The organism is Actinomadura viridis, from assembly GCF_015751755.1.
Lineage (GTDB): Bacteria > Actinomycetota > Actinomycetes > Streptosporangiales > Streptosporangiaceae > Spirillospora > Spirillospora viridis.
The window spans coordinates 507,439-529,832 of the sequence record NZ_JADOUA010000001.1 but is presented as its reverse complement, the minus strand read 5'-3'; the positions used below and the strand labels follow the sequence as shown (position 1 = coordinate 529,832).

Annotated in this window: 21 protein-coding genes, 1 tRNA gene and 1 pseudogene; 9 read left to right on the top strand and 14 right to left on the bottom strand. The window is 72.8% G+C overall.

Annotated elements, in window-relative coordinates; all coding sequences use genetic code 11:
* Window positions 1–788: 788 nt before the first annotated feature.
* Window positions 789–1,160, top strand: coding sequence for a hypothetical protein (locus IW256_RS02270; RefSeq protein WP_231403611.1), 372 nt, complete (start codon window positions 789–791; stop codon window positions 1,158–1,160).
* A 121-nt stretch (window positions 1,161–1,281) separates the two neighbouring features.
* Here IW256_RS02270 and IW256_RS02265 read toward each other — a convergent pair.
* Window positions 1,282–1,363 (bottom strand) — tRNA-Tyr (locus IW256_RS02265).
* Between the two features lie 383 nt (window positions 1,364–1,746).
* On the opposite strand from IW256_RS02265, the gene IW256_RS02260 reads away from it, so the two are divergent.
* Window positions 1,747–2,235, top strand: a complete 489-nt coding sequence (locus IW256_RS02260) for a YajQ family cyclic di-GMP-binding protein (protein ID WP_197009359.1) — start codon at window positions 1,747–1,749, stop codon at window positions 2,233–2,235.
* Between the two features lie 26 nt (window positions 2,236–2,261).
* Here the strand turns inward: IW256_RS02260 and IW256_RS02255 are convergent, their stop codons facing one another.
* The gene (locus IW256_RS02255; protein WP_197009358.1) at window positions 2,262–2,651 is read right to left on the bottom strand and encodes an RNA-binding S4 domain-containing protein; all 390 of its coding nucleotides are present in this window, start codon (window positions 2,649–2,651) and stop codon (window positions 2,262–2,264) included.
* A gap of 150 nt (window positions 2,652–2,801) precedes the next feature.
* A complete protein-coding gene (locus IW256_RS02250; protein ID WP_197009357.1) occupies window positions 2,802–3,056 on the bottom strand; it encodes a helix-turn-helix domain-containing protein in 255 nt (84 codons plus the stop codon).
* Window positions 3,057–3,090: 34 nt separating this feature from the next.
* On the opposite strand from IW256_RS02250, the gene map reads away from it, so the two are divergent.
* Complete coding sequence (gene map / locus IW256_RS02245) at window positions 3,091–3,855, top strand: type I methionyl aminopeptidase (RefSeq protein ID WP_197009356.1); 765 nt, start codon at window positions 3,091–3,093, stop codon at window positions 3,853–3,855.
* On the opposite strand, the gene htpX is transcribed toward map, so the two are convergent.
* The 7 genes and pseudogenes from htpX to IW256_RS02210 form a co-directional block, all read right to left on the bottom strand.
* On the bottom strand, window positions 3,856–4,713 hold the full coding sequence (gene htpX, locus IW256_RS02240; RefSeq protein WP_197009355.1) for a zinc metalloprotease HtpX: 858 nt from the start codon (window positions 4,711–4,713) through the stop codon (window positions 3,856–3,858). It lies immediately after the preceding gene.
* Window positions 4,714–4,792: 79 nt separating this feature from the next.
* Window positions 4,793–6,274, bottom strand: coding sequence for an NADH-quinone oxidoreductase subunit N (locus IW256_RS02235; protein ID WP_197009354.1), 1,482 nt, complete (start codon window positions 6,272–6,274; stop codon window positions 4,793–4,795).
* A gap of 44 nt (window positions 6,275–6,318) precedes the next feature.
* On the bottom strand, window positions 6,319–7,848 hold the full coding sequence (locus tag IW256_RS02230; protein WP_197009353.1) for a complex I subunit 4 family protein: 1,530 nt from the start codon (window positions 7,846–7,848) through the stop codon (window positions 6,319–6,321).
* Window positions 7,849–7,859: 11 nt separating this feature from the next.
* The gene (locus IW256_RS02225) at window positions 7,860–9,854 is read right to left on the bottom strand and encodes an NADH-quinone oxidoreductase subunit 5 family protein (RefSeq protein ID WP_197009352.1); all 1,995 of its coding nucleotides are present in this window, start codon (window positions 9,852–9,854) and stop codon (window positions 7,860–7,862) included.
* Window positions 9,855–10,009: 155 nt separating this feature from the next.
* Window positions 10,010–10,291 (bottom strand): annotated as a pseudogene (gene nuoK, locus IW256_RS02220) (NADH-quinone oxidoreductase subunit NuoK); the annotation flags it as partial.
* A complete protein-coding gene (locus IW256_RS02215) occupies window positions 10,291–10,899 on the bottom strand; it encodes an NADH-quinone oxidoreductase subunit J family protein (RefSeq protein WP_197009350.1) in 609 nt (202 codons plus the stop codon). The gene IW256_RS02215 and the pseudogene nuoK, both read right to left, overlap by 1 nt.
* Window positions 10,896–11,462 carry a NuoI/complex I 23 kDa subunit family protein gene (locus tag IW256_RS02210; RefSeq protein WP_307828709.1) on the bottom strand — a complete coding sequence of 189 codons (567 nt, stop codon included), beginning with the start codon at window positions 11,460–11,462 and terminating at the stop codon, window positions 10,896–10,898. The genes IW256_RS02215 and IW256_RS02210 overlap by 4 nt, the downstream gene beginning before the upstream one ends.
* A 112-nt stretch (window positions 11,463–11,574) precedes the next feature.
* Here IW256_RS02210 and IW256_RS02205 point away from each other — a divergent pair, with 112 nt between their 5' ends.
* Entirely contained in the window at window positions 11,575–12,474 is a 900-nt protein-coding gene (locus IW256_RS02205) for a helix-hairpin-helix domain-containing protein (RefSeq protein WP_307828708.1), read from the top strand.
* Between the two features lie 137 nt (window positions 12,475–12,611).
* On the opposite strand, the gene nuoH is transcribed toward IW256_RS02205, so the two are convergent.
* The 4 genes from nuoH to IW256_RS02185 form a co-directional block, all read right to left on the bottom strand.
* Window positions 12,612–13,571, bottom strand: coding sequence for an NADH-quinone oxidoreductase subunit NuoH (gene nuoH / locus IW256_RS02200; RefSeq protein ID WP_197009349.1), 960 nt, complete (start codon window positions 13,569–13,571; stop codon window positions 12,612–12,614).
* On the bottom strand, window positions 13,564–14,190 hold the full coding sequence (locus IW256_RS02195; protein ID WP_197009348.1) for an NADH-quinone oxidoreductase subunit C: 627 nt from the start codon (window positions 14,188–14,190) through the stop codon (window positions 13,564–13,566). Before IW256_RS02195 ends, nuoH begins: the two co-directional genes overlap by 8 nt.
* Window positions 14,187–15,311 (bottom strand): NADH-quinone oxidoreductase subunit NuoB, encoded by a 1,125-nt coding sequence (locus IW256_RS43215; RefSeq protein ID WP_197009347.1) that lies wholly within the window; start codon window positions 15,309–15,311, stop codon window positions 14,187–14,189. Before IW256_RS43215 ends, IW256_RS02195 begins: the two co-directional genes overlap by 4 nt.
* Window positions 15,312–15,374: 63 nt before the next feature.
* Entirely contained in the window at window positions 15,375–15,746 is a 372-nt protein-coding gene (locus IW256_RS02185; RefSeq protein WP_197009346.1) for an NADH-quinone oxidoreductase subunit A, read from the bottom strand.
* A gap of 151 nt (window positions 15,747–15,897) precedes the next feature.
* Between IW256_RS02185 and IW256_RS02180 the strand changes: the two genes are divergently transcribed.
* The 5 genes from IW256_RS02180 to IW256_RS02165 all read left to right on the top strand — a co-directional run bounded on the left by IW256_RS02180 (window position 15,898) and on the right by IW256_RS02165 (window position 22,266).
* Complete coding sequence (locus IW256_RS02180; RefSeq protein WP_197009345.1) at window positions 15,898–17,193, top strand: hypothetical protein; 1,296 nt, start codon at window positions 15,898–15,900, stop codon at window positions 17,191–17,193.
* 168 nt (window positions 17,194–17,361) lie between these two features.
* Window positions 17,362–18,714, top strand: a complete 1,353-nt coding sequence (locus IW256_RS02175; protein WP_197009344.1) for a LolA-like protein — start codon at window positions 17,362–17,364, stop codon at window positions 18,712–18,714.
* Window positions 18,599–18,973 (top strand): putative leader peptide, encoded by a 375-nt coding sequence (locus tag IW256_RS43065; protein WP_420535388.1) that lies wholly within the window; start codon window positions 18,599–18,601, stop codon window positions 18,971–18,973. Before IW256_RS02175 ends, IW256_RS43065 begins: the two co-directional genes overlap by 116 nt.
* Before the next feature lie 349 nt (window positions 18,974–19,322).
* Window positions 19,323–21,161, top strand: a complete 1,839-nt coding sequence (locus IW256_RS02170) for a 2-oxoacid:acceptor oxidoreductase subunit alpha (RefSeq protein ID WP_197009343.1) — start codon at window positions 19,323–19,325, stop codon at window positions 21,159–21,161.
* Complete coding sequence (locus tag IW256_RS02165; protein WP_197009342.1) at window positions 21,154–22,266, top strand: 2-oxoacid:ferredoxin oxidoreductase subunit beta; 1,113 nt, start codon at window positions 21,154–21,156, stop codon at window positions 22,264–22,266. Before IW256_RS02170 ends, IW256_RS02165 begins: the two co-directional genes overlap by 8 nt.
* The last annotated feature ends 128 nt before the right edge of the window (window positions 22,267–22,394 follow it).

The following is a 22,394-nucleotide window of genomic DNA, read 5'->3' as shown; positions in this document are numbered from 1 at the left end:
ACGGCGAGCTTCCTCGCCTGCGGCGAACGGAGGCCTCTGCCGAGCCACCCTTGCCAGGAGCAACACGCGCTACCACCGCCGCTCGACGGTGCCCTCGGTCGCGACTCGTGCCTTGGGCAGAGTGCGGAGCTTGGCCCGCCGGCCACGCCGTCGAACACGGGCAAGACGTCGCTCATCGGCCCGGCCGTCGTCCTCCAGTCGGAGACGCCGCTGCAATCTGCTCTCCACCCAGTCCCCCAACGGCAGGCCAGGCTCCTTGCGCCAGGTCTTCGGCCGTCGGTACGCTAGACGCTCCTCAACCTCCACTGCCCTCCCAACGTCGGGACTGCCCGCGGCTTCCTGAAGAAGCTGGTGAAGGCGATGGCGGTTGGCGCGATTAGGGAATCGTTTGTTCAGCCGTACCGCGTTCCTGGAACTCTTATCGTTCTCCGCGTACGCGTTGCGACGGTCCTTGGCGTAACTGAGCTGCTTCTTCTCCTGGGGGCTCCTGCTCTTCACAGACTGCCTGCCTTCTCCTACGACCTCCGGGAGGGCCACACAGGAACGCACAGTACCTGGCCGGAGGCCATCGCCCAAGCTAATTACGCACGCGCGGCATCTGTTTACAAGCGAGATCAGGACCGTCCAGGCATGTCCCCACGTGCTCCCTGACCAGCGCCGCACCCTCCCAGACGTCCACACCCGCCCATGCGGAGCCTCGGAGCGGTTCCCGTTGGACCGACAGCGGGAGGCCGCGGGACCGACAGCCACTCAAGCATCGGGCGCCTGGCGAGACTCGTTCGGTCCCGATGCATCCCGAACTCGTGACGCTGCTGCGCCACCACATCGAGGCGTTCAACATCCCGCCCGGTGGCCGACTGTTCGTCGGGCCGCGCGGCGGGATCATGACCGACCGGACGTACCTCGGCGCCTGGCATCAAGCGCGCCAGAAGGCGCTGAGCCCTCAAGAAGCGGCTTCGCCGCTGGCCGAGACTCCCTATGCCCTCCGGCATGCGGCTGTGTCCACGTGGCTCGGCGCTGGGGTGCCCCCGGCTCAGGTCGCCGCTTGGGCGGGGCACAGCGTGGCTGTGCTGCTGCGCGTCTACGCCAAGTGCGTTGCGGGCCAGGAGGAGGACGCCAAGCGCAGAATCACTGAGGCGACCAGGCCGAAGAGCCTCTAGAACTTCGGCACGTATTCGGCACAGCCACCCGTAGAACGCCGTCAACGATCAGAGACAGCCGGACACGACGAGAACAGCCCCTGACCGGGTCTTCCCTGGTCAGGGGCTGTTTCTGCTGGTGTGGCGGGTGCAGGGTTCGAACCTGCGTAGGCTAAGCCGACGGATTTACAGTCCGCTCCCATTGGCCACTCGGGCAACCCGCCGTGGTGTCCGTCCTTGGACGGCACTGGAAAGAATAGCGGACGGCGGGAGTGGTCGTGACATCGGCGATCCGTCCTGGGGATCGGGTGCGGCCGGGGGACGGCCGGGGTCGGTCTGGGCGGGGCTGCCTGAGGGGGTTGCCTGCCTGGTCGTGGGGTGACGGTCGGGCCAGGCGGCGGGGTACCGCGCGGTGGGTGGACGGTGGGGTGCGGGGAGGGGCTGCCTGGCCCCGGCTGCGCCGGTCGGGCGAGGGTGGGGGGTTGGTCGCTACCCTGATGCGATACGCGAAGGTGCGCCCGGACGGGGTTGTGTGATGCCCGTGCGCACCGAGATCACGCCTGCCCGCCTCGCATCGCGGGCGTTGCCGAAGAAGGACTGGGTGCCCATGGCCGATTCATCTTTCGACATCGTTTCCAAGCTCGATCGGCAGGAGGTCGACAACGCGCTGCGCCAAGCGGCCAAGGAGGTCGCCAACCGGTTCGACTTCCGGAACGTGGACGCGGGGATCAAGTGGTCCGGGGAGGTCGTCGAGATCCAGGGCAACACGGAGGAGCGGGCCCTGGCCGTGCTGGACGTGTTCAAGGAGAAGCTCATCAAGCGGGGCATCTCGCTGAAGGCGATCGACCCGGGGGACGCGAAGGCGTCCGGCAAGGTCTACAAGTTGGTGGTGGCGCTCAAGGAGGGCATCTCCCAGGAGGACGCCAAGAAGATCGGCAAGATCATCCGGGAGGAGGGGCCGAAGGGGGTCAAGGCTCAGATCCAGGGTGAGGAGCTGCGGGTCACCTCCAAGAAGAAGGACGACCTCCAGGAGATCATCTCCCTGCTGAAGGGCAAGGACCTCGACGTGGCCCTGCAGTTCACGAACTACAGGTGAGGCCCCGGGGCGCCGTCGCCACGGTGTCAGCGTCCCGGAGGATCGTGAGGGAGGGCGCGGAGGCGTTCCAGCTCGCGCCGGTCGCGTTTGGTGGGACGTCCCGCGCCGCGGTCCCGGCGGGCGATGGGGATCAGGGCCTCGCGCGGCGGCGGGGGCGGGCTCTTGTCGATGAGGCATTCCTGGGCGACGGGGGCTCCGACGCGCTTGCGGATGACGCGCTGGACGACGACGATCCGTTCCCGGCCGTCCAGGCGGACGCGCACCTCGTCGCCGGGCCGTACGGGGGCGGCCGGCTTGACGCGTTCGTCGTTGACGCGGACGTGGCCCCCGCGGCAGGCGGCGGTGGCCGCCGAACGGGTCTTCACCAGGCGTACGGACCAGATCCAGACGTCGACCCGCACCGAACCCTCTGTCATGCCACCGACCCTACAAGGGAGCGCGCCGGGCTCCTTTCCCCGCTTAAGGCGTCCGGCGCGCCCATGGGTTCTGACGGGTCCGGGGGCGGGCGGGTTCGGTGAGATCCGGTGGGAACACGGATGGCACCTTGAGGTGACAGTGCGGGGTCGTCAGGCCGCCTCGAAGCGGCGCAGGTCGTGGGCGAGCGCGGCCAGGTCGAGGTCGAGGACCCGCGCGAGGGCGGCGACGGTGAAGAAGGCCGGGGCGGCGATGGCGCCGCGTTCGATCTTGCGGAGGGTGTCGAGGGAGATGCCGGCGGCGGCGGCGACCTCGGCGGCGGAGCGGGGGCCGCGGGCGGCGCGCAGCACCTGGCCGAGGGCCTTGCCCCGGTCGCGCTGGTCTTCTGTCAGCGGTGTCCGAACCATGTGAAGATAATAATACCGGTATTAGAATCCTGGCATGTCCGACCGAACCCACCGCAAGTGGGAGATCATGCGCGAGGCGGGCCGGGTGGTGGCCCGGACGCTGGAGAACGTCCGGCGGGCGGCGGAGCCCGGTGTGTCCCTGGCCGAGCTGGACGCCGTCGCGGCGCGCAGCATCAAGGAGATGCACGCGCGGCCGTCGTTCCTGCACTACCACCCGGAGTGGGCGCCGACGCCGTACCCGGCGACGGTGTGCCTGTCGGTGAACGAGGTGATCGTCCACGGGGTCCCGGACGGCCGGGTGCTGCGCGAGGGCGACCTGCTGTCGGTCGACTGCGGCGCCGAGGTCGGCGGGTACCACGGGGACGCGGCGGTGACATTCGCGGTCGGCACGGCCGACGCGGCGGGGGTCGCGCTCATGGACGTCACCCGGCTGGCGCTGGAGCGGGCGATCGAGGCGGCGCGGCCGGGCGCGCGCATGGGCGACGTCGGGTACGCGGTGGAGCGGACCGCGCGGGAGGCCGGTTACGGGATCCTGGAGGGCTGCGGCGGGCACGGCATCGGGACGGCGCTGCACGAGGACCCCGACGTGCCGAACGTGGGGCGGCCCGGGCACGGGCTCGTGCTGCGGGAGGGCCTGACGATCGCCATCGAGCCCATGTTCCACGAGGGTGGGGGCGACGAGGCGCAGGTCCTCCGCGACGGCTGGTCCATCGCCACGCTGGACGGCGGCCGCGCCGCCCACTTCGAGCACACCGTCGCGATCACGGCCGACGGGCCGGTCGTCCTGACGCTTCCGTGATCAGGGCCGGGGGCCGGCCATCCGCTCCAGCCGGGCGATCCGCTCGGCGGTGGGCGGGTGGGTGGAGAACAGCCGGCCGATCCCGGCGCCCCGGAACGGGTTGCAGATCATCAGCGAGCTGGTGGTGGCCAGATCGGGGTCCTGGGGCAGCGGCAGCGCCCGCGTACCGGCGTCGATCTTGCGCAGGGCGGAGGCCAGCGCGAGCGGGTCGCCGGTGAGCAGGGCGCCGGACGCGTCCGCCTGGAACTCGCGGGTACGGCTGATGGCCATCTGCACCACCGCCGCCGCCACCGGGCCCAGCACCAGCATCATCAGGGCGCCCAGCAGGCCGGGGCCGTCCTGGTCGTCGTCGCGGCCCAGCGGCAGGAAGATCGCCAAGTGGGAGAGGTAGGTGATGACCGTGGCGATCGCGGCGGCGACGGAGGCGACCAGGATGTCGCGGTTGTAGACGTGCGACAGCTCGTGGCCGAGCACCGCGCGCAGCTCCCGCTCGTCCAGGAGCTTCAGGATGCCGCGGGTGCAGCAGACCGCGGCGTTGCGCGGGTTGCGGCCGGTGGCGAACGCGTTGGGCTGCATCGTCTCCGACACGTACAGGCGGGGCATCGGCTGGCGCGCGGAGGTGGACAGCTCGCGGACCAGCCGGTAGAGCATCGGGGCCTCGACCTCGCCGACCGGGTGGGCGCGCATCGAGCGCAGTGCGATCCGGTCGCTGAAGAAGTACGCGACGCCGTTGGTGCCCAGCGCGATGACCAGCGCGATCGCCAGTCCGGCACCGCCGCCGAAGGTCCACCCCGCGGCGAGCATCAATGCCGACAGCGTGGCGATGAGCGCCGCCGTCCTGACGCCGTTGAACCGCACGTCCGTCCTGCCTCCCCGTCACCGTCCCGCTAGGTTGAGAACGGGTTGACCTGGCTGAACGTTCCCGAATCGGACCCGGTCAGGTGACCGCCCGGACGGCCTGCAGGACGAGCTGCGGCGCCACCGACAGGACGACGGCGCCGACCGCGGTGGCGGCGATCGCGGCCCGTACGGCGGGGCCGGGATCGGCGGCGGGGGCGGCCACGGGGTGTTCCGGCGCGGCGAACAGCCGGACCGCCCAGGCCAGGTAGTAGTAGAGCCCGATCACGGTGTTGACGGCCATGACCACGGCCAGCCAGGTCACCCCGCCGGCCACGGTCGCCCGGAACACCACGACCTTCGCGAACAGGCCCATCACGCCCGGTGGCAGCCCGGCCAGGCAGATGAGGAAGAACGCGAGGGCGGCGCCGGTGGCCGGGCGGGTGCGGGCCAGTCCGCGGAAGGCGTCCAGGGTGTCGCGGGCGGGGGCGGTCCGGCGGACGGCGACGACCACGGCGAACGCGCCGAGGTTCATGACCGCGTACAGGGCGACGTAGGCGGTGGTGGCGGCGACCGCCTCGGGCAGCCGCCGGGCGCCGACCGCCAGCGGCGCGAGCATGTAGCCGGACTGGGCGACCGACGACCAGGCCAGCAGCCGGATCGCGGTCCGCTGGCGCAGCGCCATCAGGTTGCCGAGGGTCATCGTGATCGCCGCCAGGGCGGCGATCACCGGGCCCCAGACGTGGCCGTAGGCCGGGAAGCCGGCCGACAGGACGATCACCAGCCCGGCGAACCCGGCCGCCTTGGACACCACCGACAGGAACGCCGCGACCGGCAGCGGCGCGCCCTGGTAGACGTCGGGCGCCCAGAAGTGGAACGGCACCGCGGCGACCTTGAACCCGAACCCGGCCAGGACCAGCACGATCCCGACCGCGGCGACCGGGTCCAGCTGGGCGGGGAGCCGTTCCAGCGCGGGCGCGATCCGGTCCAGGTGCATGGCGCCGGTGGCCCCGTACACCAGGCTGACCCCGAACAGCATGATCGCGGCGGAGACGACCGAGACCAGGAACAGCTTCAGCGCGGCCTCGGAGGCGGTACCGTCGTAGCGGCGCAGCGCGACCAGCGCGAACACCGGCAGGGACAGCGTCTCCAGCGCCACCACCAGCAGGATCAGGTCGCGGGCCGCGACCAGGACGAGCGCGCCGATGATCGCGGCCAGCAGCAGGAAGTGGTACTCGCCGGCGGGCATCCGGGCCGCGGTGATCTCGCGGAGCGAGAGCAGCACGACGATCACGGCGGCGGCCAGCACGATGCCCTGGAACAGCAGCGTGAAGTCGTCGGCGACGTAGGAGCACGAGGGCGGGCCGTTCCCGCGCAGGCCGTCCGGCAGGCAGAACGTGGCGCGCCGGTCGCCGAAGGCGAGCGCCACCACGGCCGCCAGCGCGACCGTGAGCGCTCCGCCGCCGAGCAGGCCGAGCAGGCGCCGGGGGACGTCGAACGCGTCGGCCAGCAGCAGCCCGACGGCGGCCACCGCGAGGATCAGCGGGGGCGAGATCGCCGCGTAGTCGATGTCCTGGATCATGGGCGCCGTCCCAGGGGGCGCGGGCGGGGGGTGCAGGACATGGGTCAGCCGCCTCCCAGCAGCGCGCGGACCGGCGCGGTGGTCACGTCCAGCAGGGTCTTGGGCCACAGGCCGACCAGCACGGTCAGCACGATCAGCGGGGTCCAGGCCGCGTACTCGTACGGCGAGATCGGCGCGATCCGGGCGGCCGCCGGGACGGCCGCGCCGGAGGACGGGCCACCGGAGGACGGGCCGCCGGGCGACGGGCGGCCGTGGGTGATCTTGACGAGCAGTCGCAGGAAGTACGCGGCGGTCAGCACGGCGCCGAGCGCCGCGACGACCATGAAGGTCACGAAGGTCTCCCGGGGCAGTTCCGGGTGCGGCCGGTACGCGCCGAGCAGCGCCAGCAGCTCGCCCCAGAACCCGGCCAGCCCCGGCAAGCCCAGGCTCGCCACCGCGGCGAACGTCAGGAACGCGGCCAGGCGGGGCGCGGTGCCGAGCATGCCTCTGCCCAGCGCGTCCAGGTCACCGGTCCCGTACCGGTCCTTGATGCCCCCGGCCAGGAAGAACAGCAGCCCGGTGATCAGCCCGTGCGCGATGTTGCCGAACAGCGCCGCGTTGATCCCGACCGGGGTGAGGGTGGCGATGCCCAGCAGCACGAAGCCCATGTGGCCGACCGAGGAGTACGCGATCATCCGTTTGAGGTCGCGCTGGGCCAGGCAGGCCAGCGCCCCGTACACGATTCCGGCGACCGCGAGCAGCCCCAGCCAGGGCGCCCAGAACTCCGCGCCGCCCGGGGCCGCGGGCAGCGCCACCCGGACCAGGCCGTAGGTGCCCATCTTCAGCAGGACCCCGGCCAGCAGCACCGACCCCACGGTCGGCGCCTCGGTGTGCGCGTCGGGCAGCCAGGTGTGCAGCGGCCAGATCGGCGCCTTGATCGCCAGGCCCAGGCCCATCAGGAGGAACGCGGCGATCTGCGTGCCCCGGGCGATCCCGGCGCCCTGCCGCGCGGCCAGCTCGGTCAGGTCGAGGGTGCCCGCGTTCACCGCCACCAGGAGCATCCCGGCCAGCAGCAGCCCGGAGCCGAGCAGCGTGTAGAGGATGAACTTGCCGGCGGCGGCGCGGCGGCCCGGCCCGCCCCAGTACGCGATCACCGCGTACATCGGGATCAGCACGACCTCGAAGAAGACGAAGAACAGCACCATGTCGAGGGCGACGAAGGTGCCGATCAGGCCGACCTCCAGGAGCAGCAGGAGGGCGGTGAGGAGGCGGGCGGGGCCGCCGGCCGGCGGGTGCCTGGTGAGGTGGACGAAGCAGAGGAAGGTCAGCAGCGCCGTCAGCACCACCAGCGGCAGCGAGATCCCGTCGACGCCGAGGTGGAAGCGCAGCCCGATGGCGGGCGCCCAGGCGCGGTCCACCTCCAGCTGCATGCGCGAGGTGGCGCCGAAGTCGAACGCCGCGACCGCCGCCAGCGCGACCAGCAGCGTGGCCCCCGAGACGCCGACGCCGTACCGCCGGACGGCGGTGTCGCCGGGCAGGAAGCGGCCGGGGGGCAGCAGCAGGAGCAGGGCCCCCGCCAGGGGGACCGCCGCCATCAGTACGAGGATCACAGGAAGATCACCACTCCGGCCGTGATGACGACGACTCCGGCGAGCAGCCCGGTGAGGTACGCCTGCGGGTTGCCGTTCTGCGGGATCCGCAGCGGCCCGCTCAGCCGCCCCGTCCCGCGCGCTATGCCGACGACCAGCGCGTCGATCCCCCGCGTGTCGAACGCCGCGACCCGGCCCGCGAGCGCCCGCAGCGGCCGGACGACGGCGAACGCGTACAGCTCGTCCACGTAGAAGGCCCGCGCGAACAGGGTCCGGGCCGGGCCGAGGGCGCGCGCCGGATCGAGGGCCGGGTCCTTGTTCCAGACGAGGAACGCGGCGGCGCCGCCGGCCGCCGCCAGGAGCAGCGACAGCAGGGCCGCCCCGACGTGCGGCCGCAGTTCGGGGGCGCCGAGTCCGAAGAACCCGAGGAGCGCGGCGGGGACGGCCAGCGCCGCGGCCGTCCAGGACATCAGGGCGGGGGCCTCCCGCGCCTCGTACGCGCCGCGGGGCTCACCGAAGAAGGTCATCAGCCAGGTGCGCGTCGCGTACGCGGCCGTCAGCGCCACCGTCAGCACCAGCCCCAGGTAGACGATCCACGCCACCGCCCCGGGGATGTGGACGGCCGGGCGCCCGGCGCCGAGCGCGACCGCCACCGGGTCGAGTTCGCCGCCGTGCAGCGCGGTGTGCTGCGCCGCCCCGATGATCGCGTCCTTGCTGAACCAGCCGCTGGCGGGCGGCACCCCCGCCAGCGCGGCCAGCCCGACCGTCATCGACCAGAACGTGATCGGCATCGTCTGCCGGAGCCCGCCGTAGTCGCGCAGCAGGTTGGACCCGGCGGCCAGGATCACGCACCCGGCCGCCAGGAACAGCAGCGCCTTGAACGCCCCGTGCGCGAGGAGGTGGAGGACCGCACCGCTCCGCGCGCCCACCGCCAGCCCGGCCGCCATGACCGCGAGCTGGCTGATCGTGGAGTAGGCCAGCACCCGTTTGAGGTCGTCCTGCGCCAGCGCCGCCAGCGCCGCGCCCACCATCGAGACCACCGCCAGCAGGCCCAGCACCGCCAGCGCCGCCGGAGCCGCCAGGAACACCGGGTACAGGCGGGCGACCACGTAGACCCCGGCGGCCACCATCGTCGCCGCGTGGATCAGCGCGCTGATCGGGGTGGGGCCGGCCATCGCGTCCGGAAGCCAGGTGTGCAGCGGGAACTGGGCGCTCTTGCCCGCCACCCCGGCGAGCAGCAGCAGCGCCGCCGCCGTCACCGTCGCGTCCGGCATCGCCGCGACCCGGCCGAGCACGCCCTCGACGGAGAACGTCCCGGCGCCGATGCCCAGCACGATGATCCCCAGCAGGAAGCCGACGTCGCCGAGCCGGGTCACCAGGAACGCCTTGACCGCGGCCCGCGAGTCGGCCCGCTCCTCCCAGTGGTGGCCAATCAGGAAGTACGAGCAGACGCCCATGACCTCCCAGCCGACGTACAGGAGGAGCAGGTCGCCGGCGTACACCACCAGCAGCATCGCGGCGGTGAAGAGGGAGATGAACGCCGCGTACGAGGAGTAGCGCGGGTCCTTGGACATGTACGCGATCGAGTAGAGCTGGACGGCCAGGGCCACGCAGCAGACCATGAGGCCGACCACGGCGGCGAGCCCGTCCACCTGGAGGCCCACCGCGATCTCCACGGTGCCGGTGGGGATCATCGTCAGCGTGCCGGTCCGGGCGCCGGGGTCGCGCCAGACGGCGAACGCGACGATCGCCGCGAGCAGCGTCGCGACCGCCACCGGCACGCAGGCGATCAGCGCGGGACCGTTGCGCAGCGGGTGGTGCTCGGCGGTCTCGGCCGCGGCCCGCCACTCGGGCTCCGGGACGGTCGGGCCGCCGCCGGGAACGGTCGCGGGCTCGGGCACGGGACCGCCGGGCCCGGCCCGCAGCAGGCGCGTGAGGCGGGGGCCGAGCAGCATCCCGGCGAAGGCCGCGGCGAACGGCAGCAGGATGACGGCGGAGGCGAGCGCGATCATCGGCCGCCTCCCCCGGCGCCGGACCCGTCCCGGTCGCCCCGGCGGGCCGCGGCGCCCGAACTCCCGGGGGCCGCGGCGGCCGTCTCTCCGGCGCGTTCCGGATCACCGGAGGCGGGCGCGGAAGCGGTGCCGTCCTCGGCCAGGGCCCGCAGACGGTCGACGTCGATCGTCCGCCGGTTGCGGAACACCAGCAGGACGATCGCCAGCCCCAGCCCGACCTCGGCCGCCGCGATCACGATCGTGAACAGGGTGAGCGCCTGCCCGCCGTGCAGCCGGTCGCGCAGCCACACGTCGAAGGCGACCAGGTTGAGGTTGACCGCGTTGAGCATCAGCTCGACCGACATCAGGACGAGGATCGCGTTGCGGCGGGCGAGTACCCCGTACACGCCCACCGAGAACAGCAGCGCGGCGACCACCGTGGGATAGGTCAGGTGCATCAGCGACCGCCCTCCCGGCCCGGCCCCGGCTCCGGCTCCGCCTCGGAGCGCGGTTCGTCCCGAGGAGGCGGTTCGTCCCGGGGAGGCGGTTCGTCCTCGGGCGCGCCCGGCCCGATGTCGGAGCGCGACAGCACGATCGCGCCGATCAGCGCGGCCAGCAGCAGCACCGACAGCACCTCGAACGGCAGCACCCAGGTCCGGAACACGCTCGCGCCCAGCGCCTCCGCCGAGCCCCCTCCCGCGCGCAACGGCGTGTAGGCGTCGTGGAACCCCATCACCATGACCGTCACCAGCACGCTGGCGGTCGCCACGGCCACCGCCAGCGCCGCCCACCGGTTGCCCGAGTCCAGCTCGGCCGACTCCCCGATCGGGGCCCGGGTCAGCATGATCCCGAACAGCAGCAGCACGACCACCGCGCCCACGTAGATCAGCACCTGCACCCAGGCGACGAACTCGGCGGTCAGCACCAGGTAGCCCCCGGCCAGCGCGCCGAACGACACCACCAGCCACAGCGCCGCGTGCACCAGCTGCCGGGTGGTCACCACCAGGATCGCGGAGCCGACCGCGACCACGCCCAGCAGCGAGAAGACGATCTCCGGCCCGGTCACGGGGCCGCTCCCCCGCCGCCGGGGCCCGGGGGCCGTCCCGCGGCACGGCCGGCGCCGCGGGCGGCGGAACGCTCGGCGGCGGACAGCTCCTTGGGCGGCTCCGCGCCCGGATCGTGCGCCGGCGGCGGCGGGACGGTCCACATCCACTCGCGCAGCCGCTCCTTCTCGTGGGTCAGCTCCGCGATGTCGTACTCGGCGTACTCGAACTCCGGCGACCAGAACAGCGCGTCGAACGGGCACACCTCGATGCAGATCCCGCAGTACATGCACAGCGCGAAGTCGATCGCGAACCGGTCCAGCACGTTGCGGGTGCGCGGCCGGCCGCCGCCCTCGGCGGGCAGCGTCTCCTTGTGCGAGTCGATGTAGATGCACCAGTCGGGACACTCACGGGCGCAGAGCATGCACACCGTGCAGTTCTCCTCGAAGAGCGCGATCACCCCCCGGCTGCGCGGGGGCAGATCCGGCTGCACCTCCGGGTACTGTCGCGTGATGGAGCGCCGAGTCATCGTCCGCAACGTGACCGCCAGCCCCTTGGCCAGCCCGCCTCCTGGTAGCCGTCCCACGGGTCACCATGATTCCGTACTAAGCGGCATGGGGGAACGGAGCGGGTGCCGCGTTCGTCGAACCAGACGTGAGCCGGCGCCTCGATCGGACACACCTCGGTGAGGAGGGCACGTGGACCACGGCGTGGACGGGCCTTTCAACAGGGATCAGGGCGACGGCCCCGACCAGGACTTCACCAAGGGCCCCCGCCCGGCTCCGGGGCCACCGGGGGCGGGCAGGCCCCCGTACCCGCACGGCCACCCCTCCGGCGGGCCGACCGGGCCCTTCCAGCGGCCCCCGCACGCCCAGCCGCCGATGGCGCCGGGCTGGCAACCCCCGCGGCCCATGCCGCCGGTGCCGCCGCCCCATCCTCCGCCTCCGCCCCTCCCCATCCCGCCGCCTGCGGGTGAGCCGCGCGGGATCCTGTGGGCGTTCGTGCCGTTCCTCACGTTCGGGTTCGGCACGCCCTTCTCGTTCCTGTACGCGGCCCTGCGGAACAAGTCGTGGAACCTCGGCGCGACCGCCGCCGGCTACGGCGCCGCGACCGGCATGGCCATGCTGCTGACGCAGGCCGAGAGCGCCCTTTTCGGCGCGCTGAGCGGCATCATGATGCTGACCCTGTGGATCGCCGGGACGGTGCACGCCTTCGCGGTACGGCCCTCGGCGTTCCCCCGCGGCGCCCCGCACGACGCCCGCAACGAGCACGCCATCCGGCTGGCCAAGTACCGCCGTACGCTGCGCGAGCAGGCCCGCGCGCTGGCCGCGGAGGACCCGGCGCTCGCGCACGAGCTGCGGATCGGCCGGCCCGACCTGCCGCGGGGCTACGACGACGGCGGCCTGATCGACGTCAACCACGCGCCCCCGGCGACCCTCGCGCTGCTGCCCGGCGCGGACGACGCCCTGGTCGAACGCATCGTCCGGCACCGCGCCGAGCACGGCGGCTTCCTCTCGGCCGAGGAGCTGGCCGTCGACCTCGACCTGCCGCCCGCGCTGCTCCCCCAGCTCGCCGAGTACGCCATCTTCCTCCCCTGAGACTGCCCCGACTGAAACCGGTCCCTCGAGCGCGGCTCCCTTGAGACCGATCCCTTGAGACCGATCCCTTGAGACCGGTCCCTTGAGACCGGTGCCCTGAGAGCGGCTCCCCTGCGGCCCGCCCCCTGAAGACCGGTTCAGCCCTGGACGGCGACCTTGACGACGCCGGTGAGGGCGAGCTGCGCGAGCGACAGCGGGACCAGGTAGGCCCAGGCCAGCTTCTGCAGCTGGTCCTCCCGCATGCGCGGGAAGCTCACCCGGAGCCAGATCACCACGAAGGCCAGCGCGAACGTCTTGAGCAGCGTCCACAGCCAGCCCAGCTCGGTCTCCAGGAACGGCCCCTTCCAGCCGCCCAGGAACAGCACGGTGGTCAGCGCGCACAGCACCACGATGCCCGCGTACTCGGCCAGGATGAACAGCGCGAACCGCAGCCCGCCGTACTCGGTGTACGGGCCGAAGATGATCTCGGAGTCGGCCACCGGCATGTCGAACGGCGGGCGGCGCAGCTCGGCCAGGCCCGCCACGAAGAACACCACCGCGCCGACCGCCTGCCAGGGCAGCCACCACCAGCGCCACTCCTCGGCGATGCCGCCCAGCGACAGCGTCCCGGCGGCCATCGCGACCGACGAGGCCGCGAACACCATCGGCAGCTCGTACGACATGAGCTGGGCCGCGACCCGCATCCCGCCCAGCAGCGAGTACTTGTTGGCGCTGGCCCAACCCGCCATGATCGCGCCGATCACGCCGACGCCCATCACCGCCAGCGCGAAGAACAGCCCGACACCGAGGTCGAGGGCCACCTGGCCGTCCGGCCCGACCGGGATCACCAGGAGCACCAGCAGGTACGGGACGAGCGCCACCGCGGGGGCCAGCTTGAACACCCGGCGGTCGGCGTCCCGGGGGACCACGTCCTCCTTCTGGGCGAACTTCACGCCGTCGGCGACCAGCTGCGCCCACCCGTGGAAACCGCCGGCGTACATCGGGCCGAGCCGCCCCTGCATGTGCGCCATGACCTTGTGCTCCGCCTGCCCCACCAGGAGCGGCAGCAGCGCGAACCCGGCCGCGACCAGCGCCAGCTTGACGACGATCTCAAGCATCCGGTCCCCGCCTCTCCGGCGCCCGCCTCTCCGGCGCGCCCCGCGAGGGCCGGTGCTCGGCCGCGGCGCCCCACGTCCCCTCGTCGGGAACGCCGGGCGGGCGGACGCGGCGGCGGCTGGGCGCCCCGCCGCCCGACTCGCCGGGCTCCTTCGCCCCGGGCCACGCCTTGGCGACCCGGGCCGCCAGCACGAACTCCTTGCGCAGCGGATGCCCCTCGAAGCCGTCGGGCAGCAGCAGCGGCTTCAGGTCGGGATGGCCCTCGAAGACCACGCCGAACATCTCGAACGTCTCCCGCTCATGCCACCCGGCGCCCCGGTAGATCCCGGTCGCGGTCGCCAGCCTCGGATCGTCCCGCGGCACCCGCGTCCGGATCAGCAGGTGGTGGGCCCGTTCCAGCGAGTAGACGTGCGCCACCACGGCGAACCCCTCGTCCAGCTCGTCCACACCGGTCAGCCAGTCGAAGAACCCGCAGGACAGGTCGTCCCGCGCGAACGTCAGCGCGTCCGGCCACAGGTCGGGCGGCACCCCCACCGCGAGGCCGCCGAAGGTCTCCTCGCTGGACACCTCCTCGCCGAACCGCGCGTCCCAGGCTGCGGCGAGCGGGCCGGCCGCGCTCATCGGCCGTTCCGTCCGGTCTCGTCGCCGTGCCCGTTCTCGGGCTCGTTCTCGGGCTCGTCGTGCTCCGCGTGCTCGTCGTCGGTGAGGCCGGGGATGATCGAGGGGTCGTGGTCGTGGTCGCGGGGACGTGGCCGCCGCCACGGCGCGGCGCGGCCCTTTTCCGTGCCCCTGTCGGTGGCGCCGCCCTCGGTACGGCCGGTGACCGGCGCGACCGGAACGGTGGGGTCCTCCGAGGGGGTGGAGGGGGCGGTGGGGCCGGGATCGGCGAGGGGGGCGACGGGCTGGGTCACGTGCGAGGGGCCGCCCGGGCGGTGCTGGTAGTCCTCGGGCTCGGCAGATGCCTCGGCGGGCGGCTCGGCAGGCGGCTCGGCAGGTGGCTCGGCAGGTGACTCGTCGGGGAGCGGGCTGAGGGCGGCCGTCGCGATCTCGTCCTCGGAACGCTCGGGCTCCCCGGACGCCGCGCGCTCCTCGGGCTCCGGCCCGGCCTCCGGCCCGGCCTCCGGCTCGGTCTCGGGAACGGGTTCAGGCTCGGGCGGCGGCGGGGGCTGGAGGGGGCGGCGCAGGACCGTGGCCGAGAGTGGACGGGGCGCGGGCGGAGGGGCGACGGGCTCTCCGCCGCCGCCGTACCGGTCCCCCAGCGACTCGCCGGCGATCTTCTCCTGGAGCCGGACGATGCCGTGCAGCAGCGCCTCGGGCCGGGGCGGGCAGCCGGGGACGTAGACGTCCACCGGGACGATCTGGTCGACGCCCTTGGTGACGCAGTAGGAGTCCCAGTACGGGCCGCCGCAGTTGGAGCAGGCGCCGAAGGAGATGACGTACTTGGGCTCGGGCATCTGCTCGTACAGGCGCCGCACGGCGGGGGCCATCTTGTCGCTGACCGTCCCGGAGACCACCATCAGGTCGGCCTGGCGCGGCCCCGGCGCGAACGGGATCACGCCGAGCCTGATGAAGTCGTGCCGGCTCATCGAGGTGGCGATGAACTCGATCGCGCAGCAGGCCAGCCCGAAGTTGAAGACCCACAGGGAATAGCGGCGGCCCCAGTTGAGCACGAACTTCACCGGCCTGGGCGCCAGGCGGGACAACGGCCCCACGCTGGGCGGGGGCAGGTCCACTGCGCTCATCGGTTCGCTCCGCTCGTGCTCACACCAACATTCTTACAGTTCGTCCCGCCACATATCCGGACGTCACACCCACGACAGGACGCCCTTCTTGCCCGCGTACAGCAGGCCCGTGGCGAGGAAGCCCAGGAAGACGAACATCTCCCCGAGGGTGGTCATGCCGTAGCCGGGCGCGGCGAAGACCGTGGCCCAGGGGAAGAGGAAGACCGCGTCGACGGCGAACACCACGTACAGGTAGGCGAACACGTAGTAGCGCACGTACGACTGCGCCCACCCCATGCCGACGGGGTCCACGCCGCATTCGTAAGTGGTCAGCTTCTCCGCGGTGGGACGGTGCGGGCGCAGCATGCGGTTGGCGGCCAGCCCGCCGCCCACGATCCCGCCGCCGACCAGGACCAACGCCACCACGACGAGATACGAGCCGAAATAGTCCGTCACGACGACCTCCCAAGCACCCACGTCAAGTATCCCCGAGGTGGCGGCACGGTGGCGTCCTGAGCGTTCCGTGACCCGCGCGAACGGATTGTCCTTTCTTTGCGTCACACTAGATAGGCATTTGGGGCCAGATGACCTTGAAGGACGTGACCGGATGAGCAACCCTCCGCCTCCCCCGGGCTGGGAACCACCCGCCGGCTCCTCGTGGCCGCCACCGCCGCCCGCGGGCCCGGGCATGCCCCCCGGTCCCGGCGGCCCGCCGCCCGCGCCGGGCGCCCCCGGCCCCGGCGGGTTCTCCGGGCCCGGCACCCCGCCCCCGTTCTATCCGCCTCCCGGCGCCCCCGTGGGCCCGGGGATGGGCCCGGGGATGGGCATGGCGCCGCCGCCCAAGCGCGGCGGCGGCGGGGCGATCATCGCGATCGTGCTGGGCGGCGCGCTGGTCGTGGTGCTGCTGATCGTGGTGGTGGTCGTGGTCGTGGCCTCCGGCGGCATGACCCCCAAGGAGCGGCTGACCGCGGCGGCCAACTCGGTCTCCGTCGCGCGCACCCTCAAGCTCAAGGGATCGTTCGGCTCCGGCTCCGACGCCCTCCAGGGCGAGCTGGTCGTGACCAAGGGCGGGCGCGCCAGCGGCCAGGTCACCTGGAACGGTGACAGCGTCACCCTCCTCGCCGCCGACCAGAAGCTGTTCGTCAAGGCGCCCAAGAGCTACTGGCAGCCGAAGCTGAGCTCGACGGCGGCGGAGCGGTTCCTGAAGGGCGGCGAGCAGTGGGGCGCGGTCGACCGCACCGACCTCAGCCTCGACTTCGACCGGGAGCTCACGCCGTCCGCCCTCGCGTCGAAGCTGCGGCAGGCGACGCGGTACAGCCTCAGGGACAGCGAGACCGTCGTCCAGGGGCGGAAGGCCATCAAGATCGCCAGCAGCCTGACCACGTTCTACGTGACCGACGACGACGAGCCCGAGCTGCTGCGGTACGAGAGCACCCTCTCCCCGCGCGTCTCCGCCGACGTCACCGCGGAGTCCACCTCCAGCGGTTCCAGCTCGATCGGCCAGATGCGCACGCTGATGGGCGAGCTGACCGACGCGATCGACACCGGCAGGTCGCCCCGCAACTCGGCCAAGCCCGAGTTCGTCTCCTGCAGCCGGGGCGGCCAGCCCTGCACCGTGCGGGTGAAGGTCTGGAGCACCCGCGGCGGCGCCTCCGCCGTGCTGATCAAGGTGAACTTCCGGCTGACCTCCGCGCAGGGCGGCGGCCGGTACTACGGCGAGTGCGAGTCGTCCGGCACCGTGACCGGCGCCTCGGACGTGACCGTCCAGTGCACGATCTCGGGCGGCGACTGGGCCAAGTACGGCAAGGACGCCCGGCGCGTCTGGGTGGCGGCGACCCCGGTGGCGATCGCCGCGACCTCCTCCGACGTCCGGGCCCTGCAGAGCGGTCTCGACTCCGAGTGACGGAGCGTCCGGCGCCCGCCGGGGCCCGTTCCGGAGGGGAACGGGGCCCGGCGGGCGCTTTGCTGAGCGGCCCTGCTGGGCGGCCCTGCTGCTCGGTCCTGCTGCGCGGGCGCGCGCGGTCCGGCACTCTATGTCTGTGATGCCGGTTGCCAGCAGAATGAGCGCCGAGTGAGCGTTGAACATGAGGGGTCACCGCCGGTGACGCCCCCGCCTCCCCATGGCGTGCCCGGAACGTCCCCGCCTCCGATGGAGCCGTTGCCCGTTCCGCCGTCCGCGATGCCCGCTCCTCCCCCGTCCACGCCCCCGCACGGTTTCGGGCCGCCCCCGCCCATGCCGTCGCCGCCAGGGAGGCGGGGCGGGTCGAAGGGCCCGCGCCGGGTGCTGATCGCGGCCGGGGTCGTGGTGGCGCTCGGCGCCGCGGGCGTGGCGTACGGGGTGTTGACCCGTGGCGGGGACGGCGGCGGCGAGCGTCCCCGTGCCGGCGGTCCCGCCCCCGCGGCGTGGTCGCAGGAGGCGGGGCGGCAGCTGGCCGCGACGCCGGGCCTGCGGTACGAGGGCACCGTCACCGTGAACGGGCGGCCCGTCCAGGTGCTGCTGAGGGTGACCCGCGCGGGGCTGGCGAGCGGTTCGCTGACGGCGGGCACGGTACGGGCCGACCTGGTCGTGGTGGACGGCTCGACCTACGTCAAGGGCGGCCCGGTCTTCTGGCGGACCTACAGCGGCGAGGCCGCCCGCGCCGACAGCTTCGCGGGCCGGTGGGCCGAGCTTCCCGCGTCGTTCCCCGCGTTGCGCGCCGTGAGCGACGTGCTGGCCCCGCGGGCGATCGCCGCCGCGGTGGGCAAGGCGCCCGCCCGGACGCCGACCGAGAACGTCGGCGCCACCCGCGCCTACCGGGTGAAGACGGCGAAGGCCGACTACTTCGTGACCACGTCCGCGCCGTACCGGCTGCTGCGGGTCCAGGCGGCCGGGCAGGGCGACCCGCGCTTCACCGTGTCGCCGCTGGCCGATCCGGCCGGGACGTTCTCCGAGATCAGGCCGCGGGTGGCGGCGCTGGGCGGGGCCGCCGATCCGGCGCTGCGCTTCCAGCCGGGCAAGCCGACGTTCGTCAACTGCAACGACAACCTGAACGGCTGCACGCTGAGCGTGCCCGCCACGCTGACCGAACCGCAGGGAACGGTTCCGGCCGACGCGCGGGCCGCGCTCCGGGCGTCGATCACCTCCAAGGGGCGGACGCTGGGCTCGTGCACCGGCTCGGCGGCCGTCGCGACCGACCGCGAGGTGACGCTGCGCTGCACGGTGAGCGGCCGCGGCTGGCGGACGTGGATGCGCCAGGCGCGGGACGTGCCGGGCACGCACGCCTACGAAGGGCACGCCCGGGTCGTCGGTGAGGCCGTCGCCCCGTCCGATGTGGGCCGCCTGCTGGGGCTGGTCGACCGTGAGCGCGCCGCGCAGGTCGCGGCGGCCCGGAGCGGCGCACCCGCGCCCGGCGGGGCGACCGCCTCTCCCTCGCCGGCGCCCTGACGGCGGCCGGGCGGCGGCCCAGGCCGAGGCCCGGACTTCGGCCCGGGCCGCGGCCCGGACCGCGGCCCGTAGATCATCACCAGGTCGGCGCGGGCGGGGGCCGGGGGCGGTTGGACCGGGCCATTTTCGTCCTGTCTATAGTTCGGGGGTGACCTCCGTGCCCCCGGGGAGCCCCCGCTCCTCGCCCGAACCTCCGCGGCTCGTGCGGCGGCTTCACGTCGACCTGTGCCGCCTGGCGAGCTGCCTGTGTTCGGGGTGAACGCGGACGCCGCGCGGGTCGTGCCACCGGTTGGGAACCGCCCGGTTTCGCCGGTTCCGCGTCAAGCCGCCCCCGGGGTGATACCTCTTTGCTACGGGGTCGCGGCTCCCTGGCAAAGGGATGTCACCTGACGGCCGAATCCGCGTGCGCGGCCGGCGGGCCACGGCGTGATGGGACATCGGAGACCGGCCACGGCGGCGTTTCACGCCGTGCGGACGGCCTCTACTGATTCACCCGTCCCCGAGCAAGCATTCCATCCCGGACATACCATGAAGGTAAGCCTAAGTAGCATCACGATCCTGGGTGCCTCCCCCAGGACGGGTGCTGCGTGTCGAGGAGGTCTTCCTCTGTGACCAAACAGGTCCAGCGACTCGACCGCGTCATCATCCGCTTCGCCGGTGACTCCGGTGACGGCATGCAGCTGACCGGCGATCGCTTCACCCAGGAGACGGCGGCGTTCGGCAACGACTTGTCGACGCTGCCGAACTTCCCGGCCGAAATCCGCGCCCCGGCCGGCACGCTTCCCGGAGTGTCCAGCTTCCAGCTGCACTTCGCCGACCACGACATCCTGACCCCCGGCGACGCGCCCAACGTCCTGGTCGCCATGAACCCGGCCGCGCTCAAGGCCAACCTCGGCGACCTGCCCCGCGGCGCCGACCTGATCGTCAACACCGACGAGTTCAGCAAGCGCAACCTGGCCAAGGTCGGCTACGCGGCCGACCCGGTCCAGGACGGCACCCTCTCCGAGTACCGCGTGCACGCCCTGCCGCTCACCTCGATGACGGTGACCGCGCTGGCCGATTTCGAGATCTCCAAGAAGGACGCCGAGCGGGCCAAGAACATGTTCGCCCTCGGGCTGCTGTCCTGGCTCTACCACCGGCCCACGGAGGGGACGATCGCGTTCCTGGAACGCAAGTTCGCCTCCAAGCCGGAGATCATGAAGGCCAACGTGGCGGCCTTCCAGGCGGGCTGGAGCTACGGCGAGACCACCGAGGCGTTCTCGGTGCAGTACGAGATCAAGCCGGCCGAGCACGAGCCCGGCCTGTACCGCAACATCACCGGGAACGTGGCACTGGCCTACGGCCTGATCGCCGCCGGTGAGCGCAGCGGGCTGTCGATCTACCTCGGCTCGTACCCGATCACCCCGGCCTCCGACATCCTGCACGAGCTGTCGAAGCACAAGCGGTTCGGGGTGCGCACGTTCCAGGCCGAGGACGAGATCGCCGCGGTCGGCGCCGCGCTGGGCGCCTCGTTCGGCGGCTCGCTCGGCGTCACCACCACCTCCGGGCCCGGCATCGCGCTCAAGAGCGAGACCATCGGCCTGGGCGTGGCCACCGAGCTGCCGCTGCTGGTCATCGACGTGCAGCGGGCGGGCCCGTCCACCGGCCTGCCCACCAAGACCGAGCAGGCCGACCTGCTGCAGGCCATGCACGGGCGCAACGGCGAGGCCCCGGTCCCGGTGATCGCGCCCCGCAGTCCCTCGGACTGCTTCGACGCGGCGCTGGAGGCGGCCCGGATCGCGGTGAAGTACCGCACCCCCGTGATCCTGCTGTCGGACGGCTACCTGGCCAACGGCTCCGAGCCGTGGAAGCTGCCGGACGTGGACTCCCTCCCCACCATCGAGCCCGGCTTCGCCGAGCCGAACCAGGAGGACTTCCAGCCGTTCAGGCGCGACCCGCTGACCCTGGCCCGGCCGTGGGCGATCCCGGGCACCCCGGGGCTGGAGCACCGGATCGGGGGCCTGGAGAAGGCCGACGGTTCGGGCAACATCTCCTACGACCCGGCCAACCACGACCTGATGGTCCGGTCGCGGCAGGCCAAGATCGACGGAATCGCCGCCGACATCGCCCCGCTGGAGGTCGACGACCCCGACCACGCCGGCGTGCTGGTGCTGGGCTGGGGCGGCACGTTCGGGGCGATCTCGGCCGGGGTGCGCCGGGTCCGGCGGACCGGGCGGAAGGTCGCGCAGGCCCACCTGCGCCACCTCAACCCGTTCCCCGCCAACCTGGAACAGGTGCTGCGGTCCTACGACAAGGTCGTGGTTCCGGAGATCAACCTCGGGCAGCTGGCCCTGCTGCTGCGCGGCCGGTTCCTCGTCGACGTGATCAGCTACAACCAGGTCCGCGGCCTCCCCTTCAAGGCCGAGGAGCTGGAAGGCGTCATCCGGGATGTGATCGACAGTGAGTGAGAACGGCCTCAACGGCGCCTCGAACGGCAACGGTTCGAACGGCGTCAACGGTGTCAACGGCGAGGGCCGCACCGCCCTGTCGCTGGTCCCGAAGACCGACCAGAAGCAGACCATGAAGGACTTCAAGACCGACCAGGAGGTGCGCTGGTGCCCGGGCTGCGGGGACTACGCGATCCTGGCCGCCGTCCAGTCCTTCCTGCCCGAGCTGGGGCTGCGCCGGGAGAACATCACGTTCGTCTCCGGCATCGGCTGCTCGTCGCGGTTCCCGTACTACATGAACACCTACGGGTTCCACTCGATCCACGGCCGCGCGCCGGCGATCGCGACCGGGCTGGCCTCGTCCCGCCCCGACCTGTCGGTGTGGGTGGTCACCGGTGACGGCGACGCGCTGTCGATCGGCGGCAACCACCTGATCCACGCGCTGCGCCGCAACGTCAACCTGAAGATCCTGCTGTTCAACAACCGGATCTACGGGCTGACCAAGGGGCAGTACTCGCCGACCTCGGAGCTGGGCAAGATCACCAAGTCGACCCCGATGGGCTCGCTGGACGCCCCGTTCAACCCGATCTCGCTGGCGCTCGGCGCGGAGGGCTCCTTCGTGGCGCGCACCATCGACTCCGACCGCAAGCACCTGCAGTCGGTGCTGCGGGAGGCCGCCCAGCACCAGGGCACGGCGCTGGTGGAGATCTACCAGAACTGCAACATCTTCAACGACGGCGCCTTCGACCCGCTCAAGGACGCCGGGGTCCGCGACGACGTCACGGTCCGGCTGGAGCACGGGCAGCCGATCGTCTTCGGCGCCGAGGGGCAGAAGGCGCTGCGGCGCACGCCGACCGGCTCGTTCGAGGTCGTGAACGTCGCCGACGTGGACCCGTCGGAGATCGCGGTGCACGACGCGCACGCCCCGGACCCGTCGCAGGCGTTCGCGCTGTCGCGGCTGGACTCCCCCGCGTTCGAGCACACCCCGATCGGCATCTTCCGGCAGGTCCGGCGGCCCTCGTACGACGAGCTGCTGGGCGACCAGGTCGAGGGCGCCGTGCGCGCCCAGGGCAAGGGCGACCTCGCCGCGCTGCTCGGCAGCGGGGACACCTGGCGGATCGACTAGGCGGACCGGCCGGCCGGGCGGCCGTCCGCGGCCACCGTTCACCGCGTGCGGGCCCGGGCCCTCGTTCGTTCGAGGGTCCGGGCCTTTCGCGTGCGGGCGCCCGGCCGGATTTCCGGCCGACCCGATTC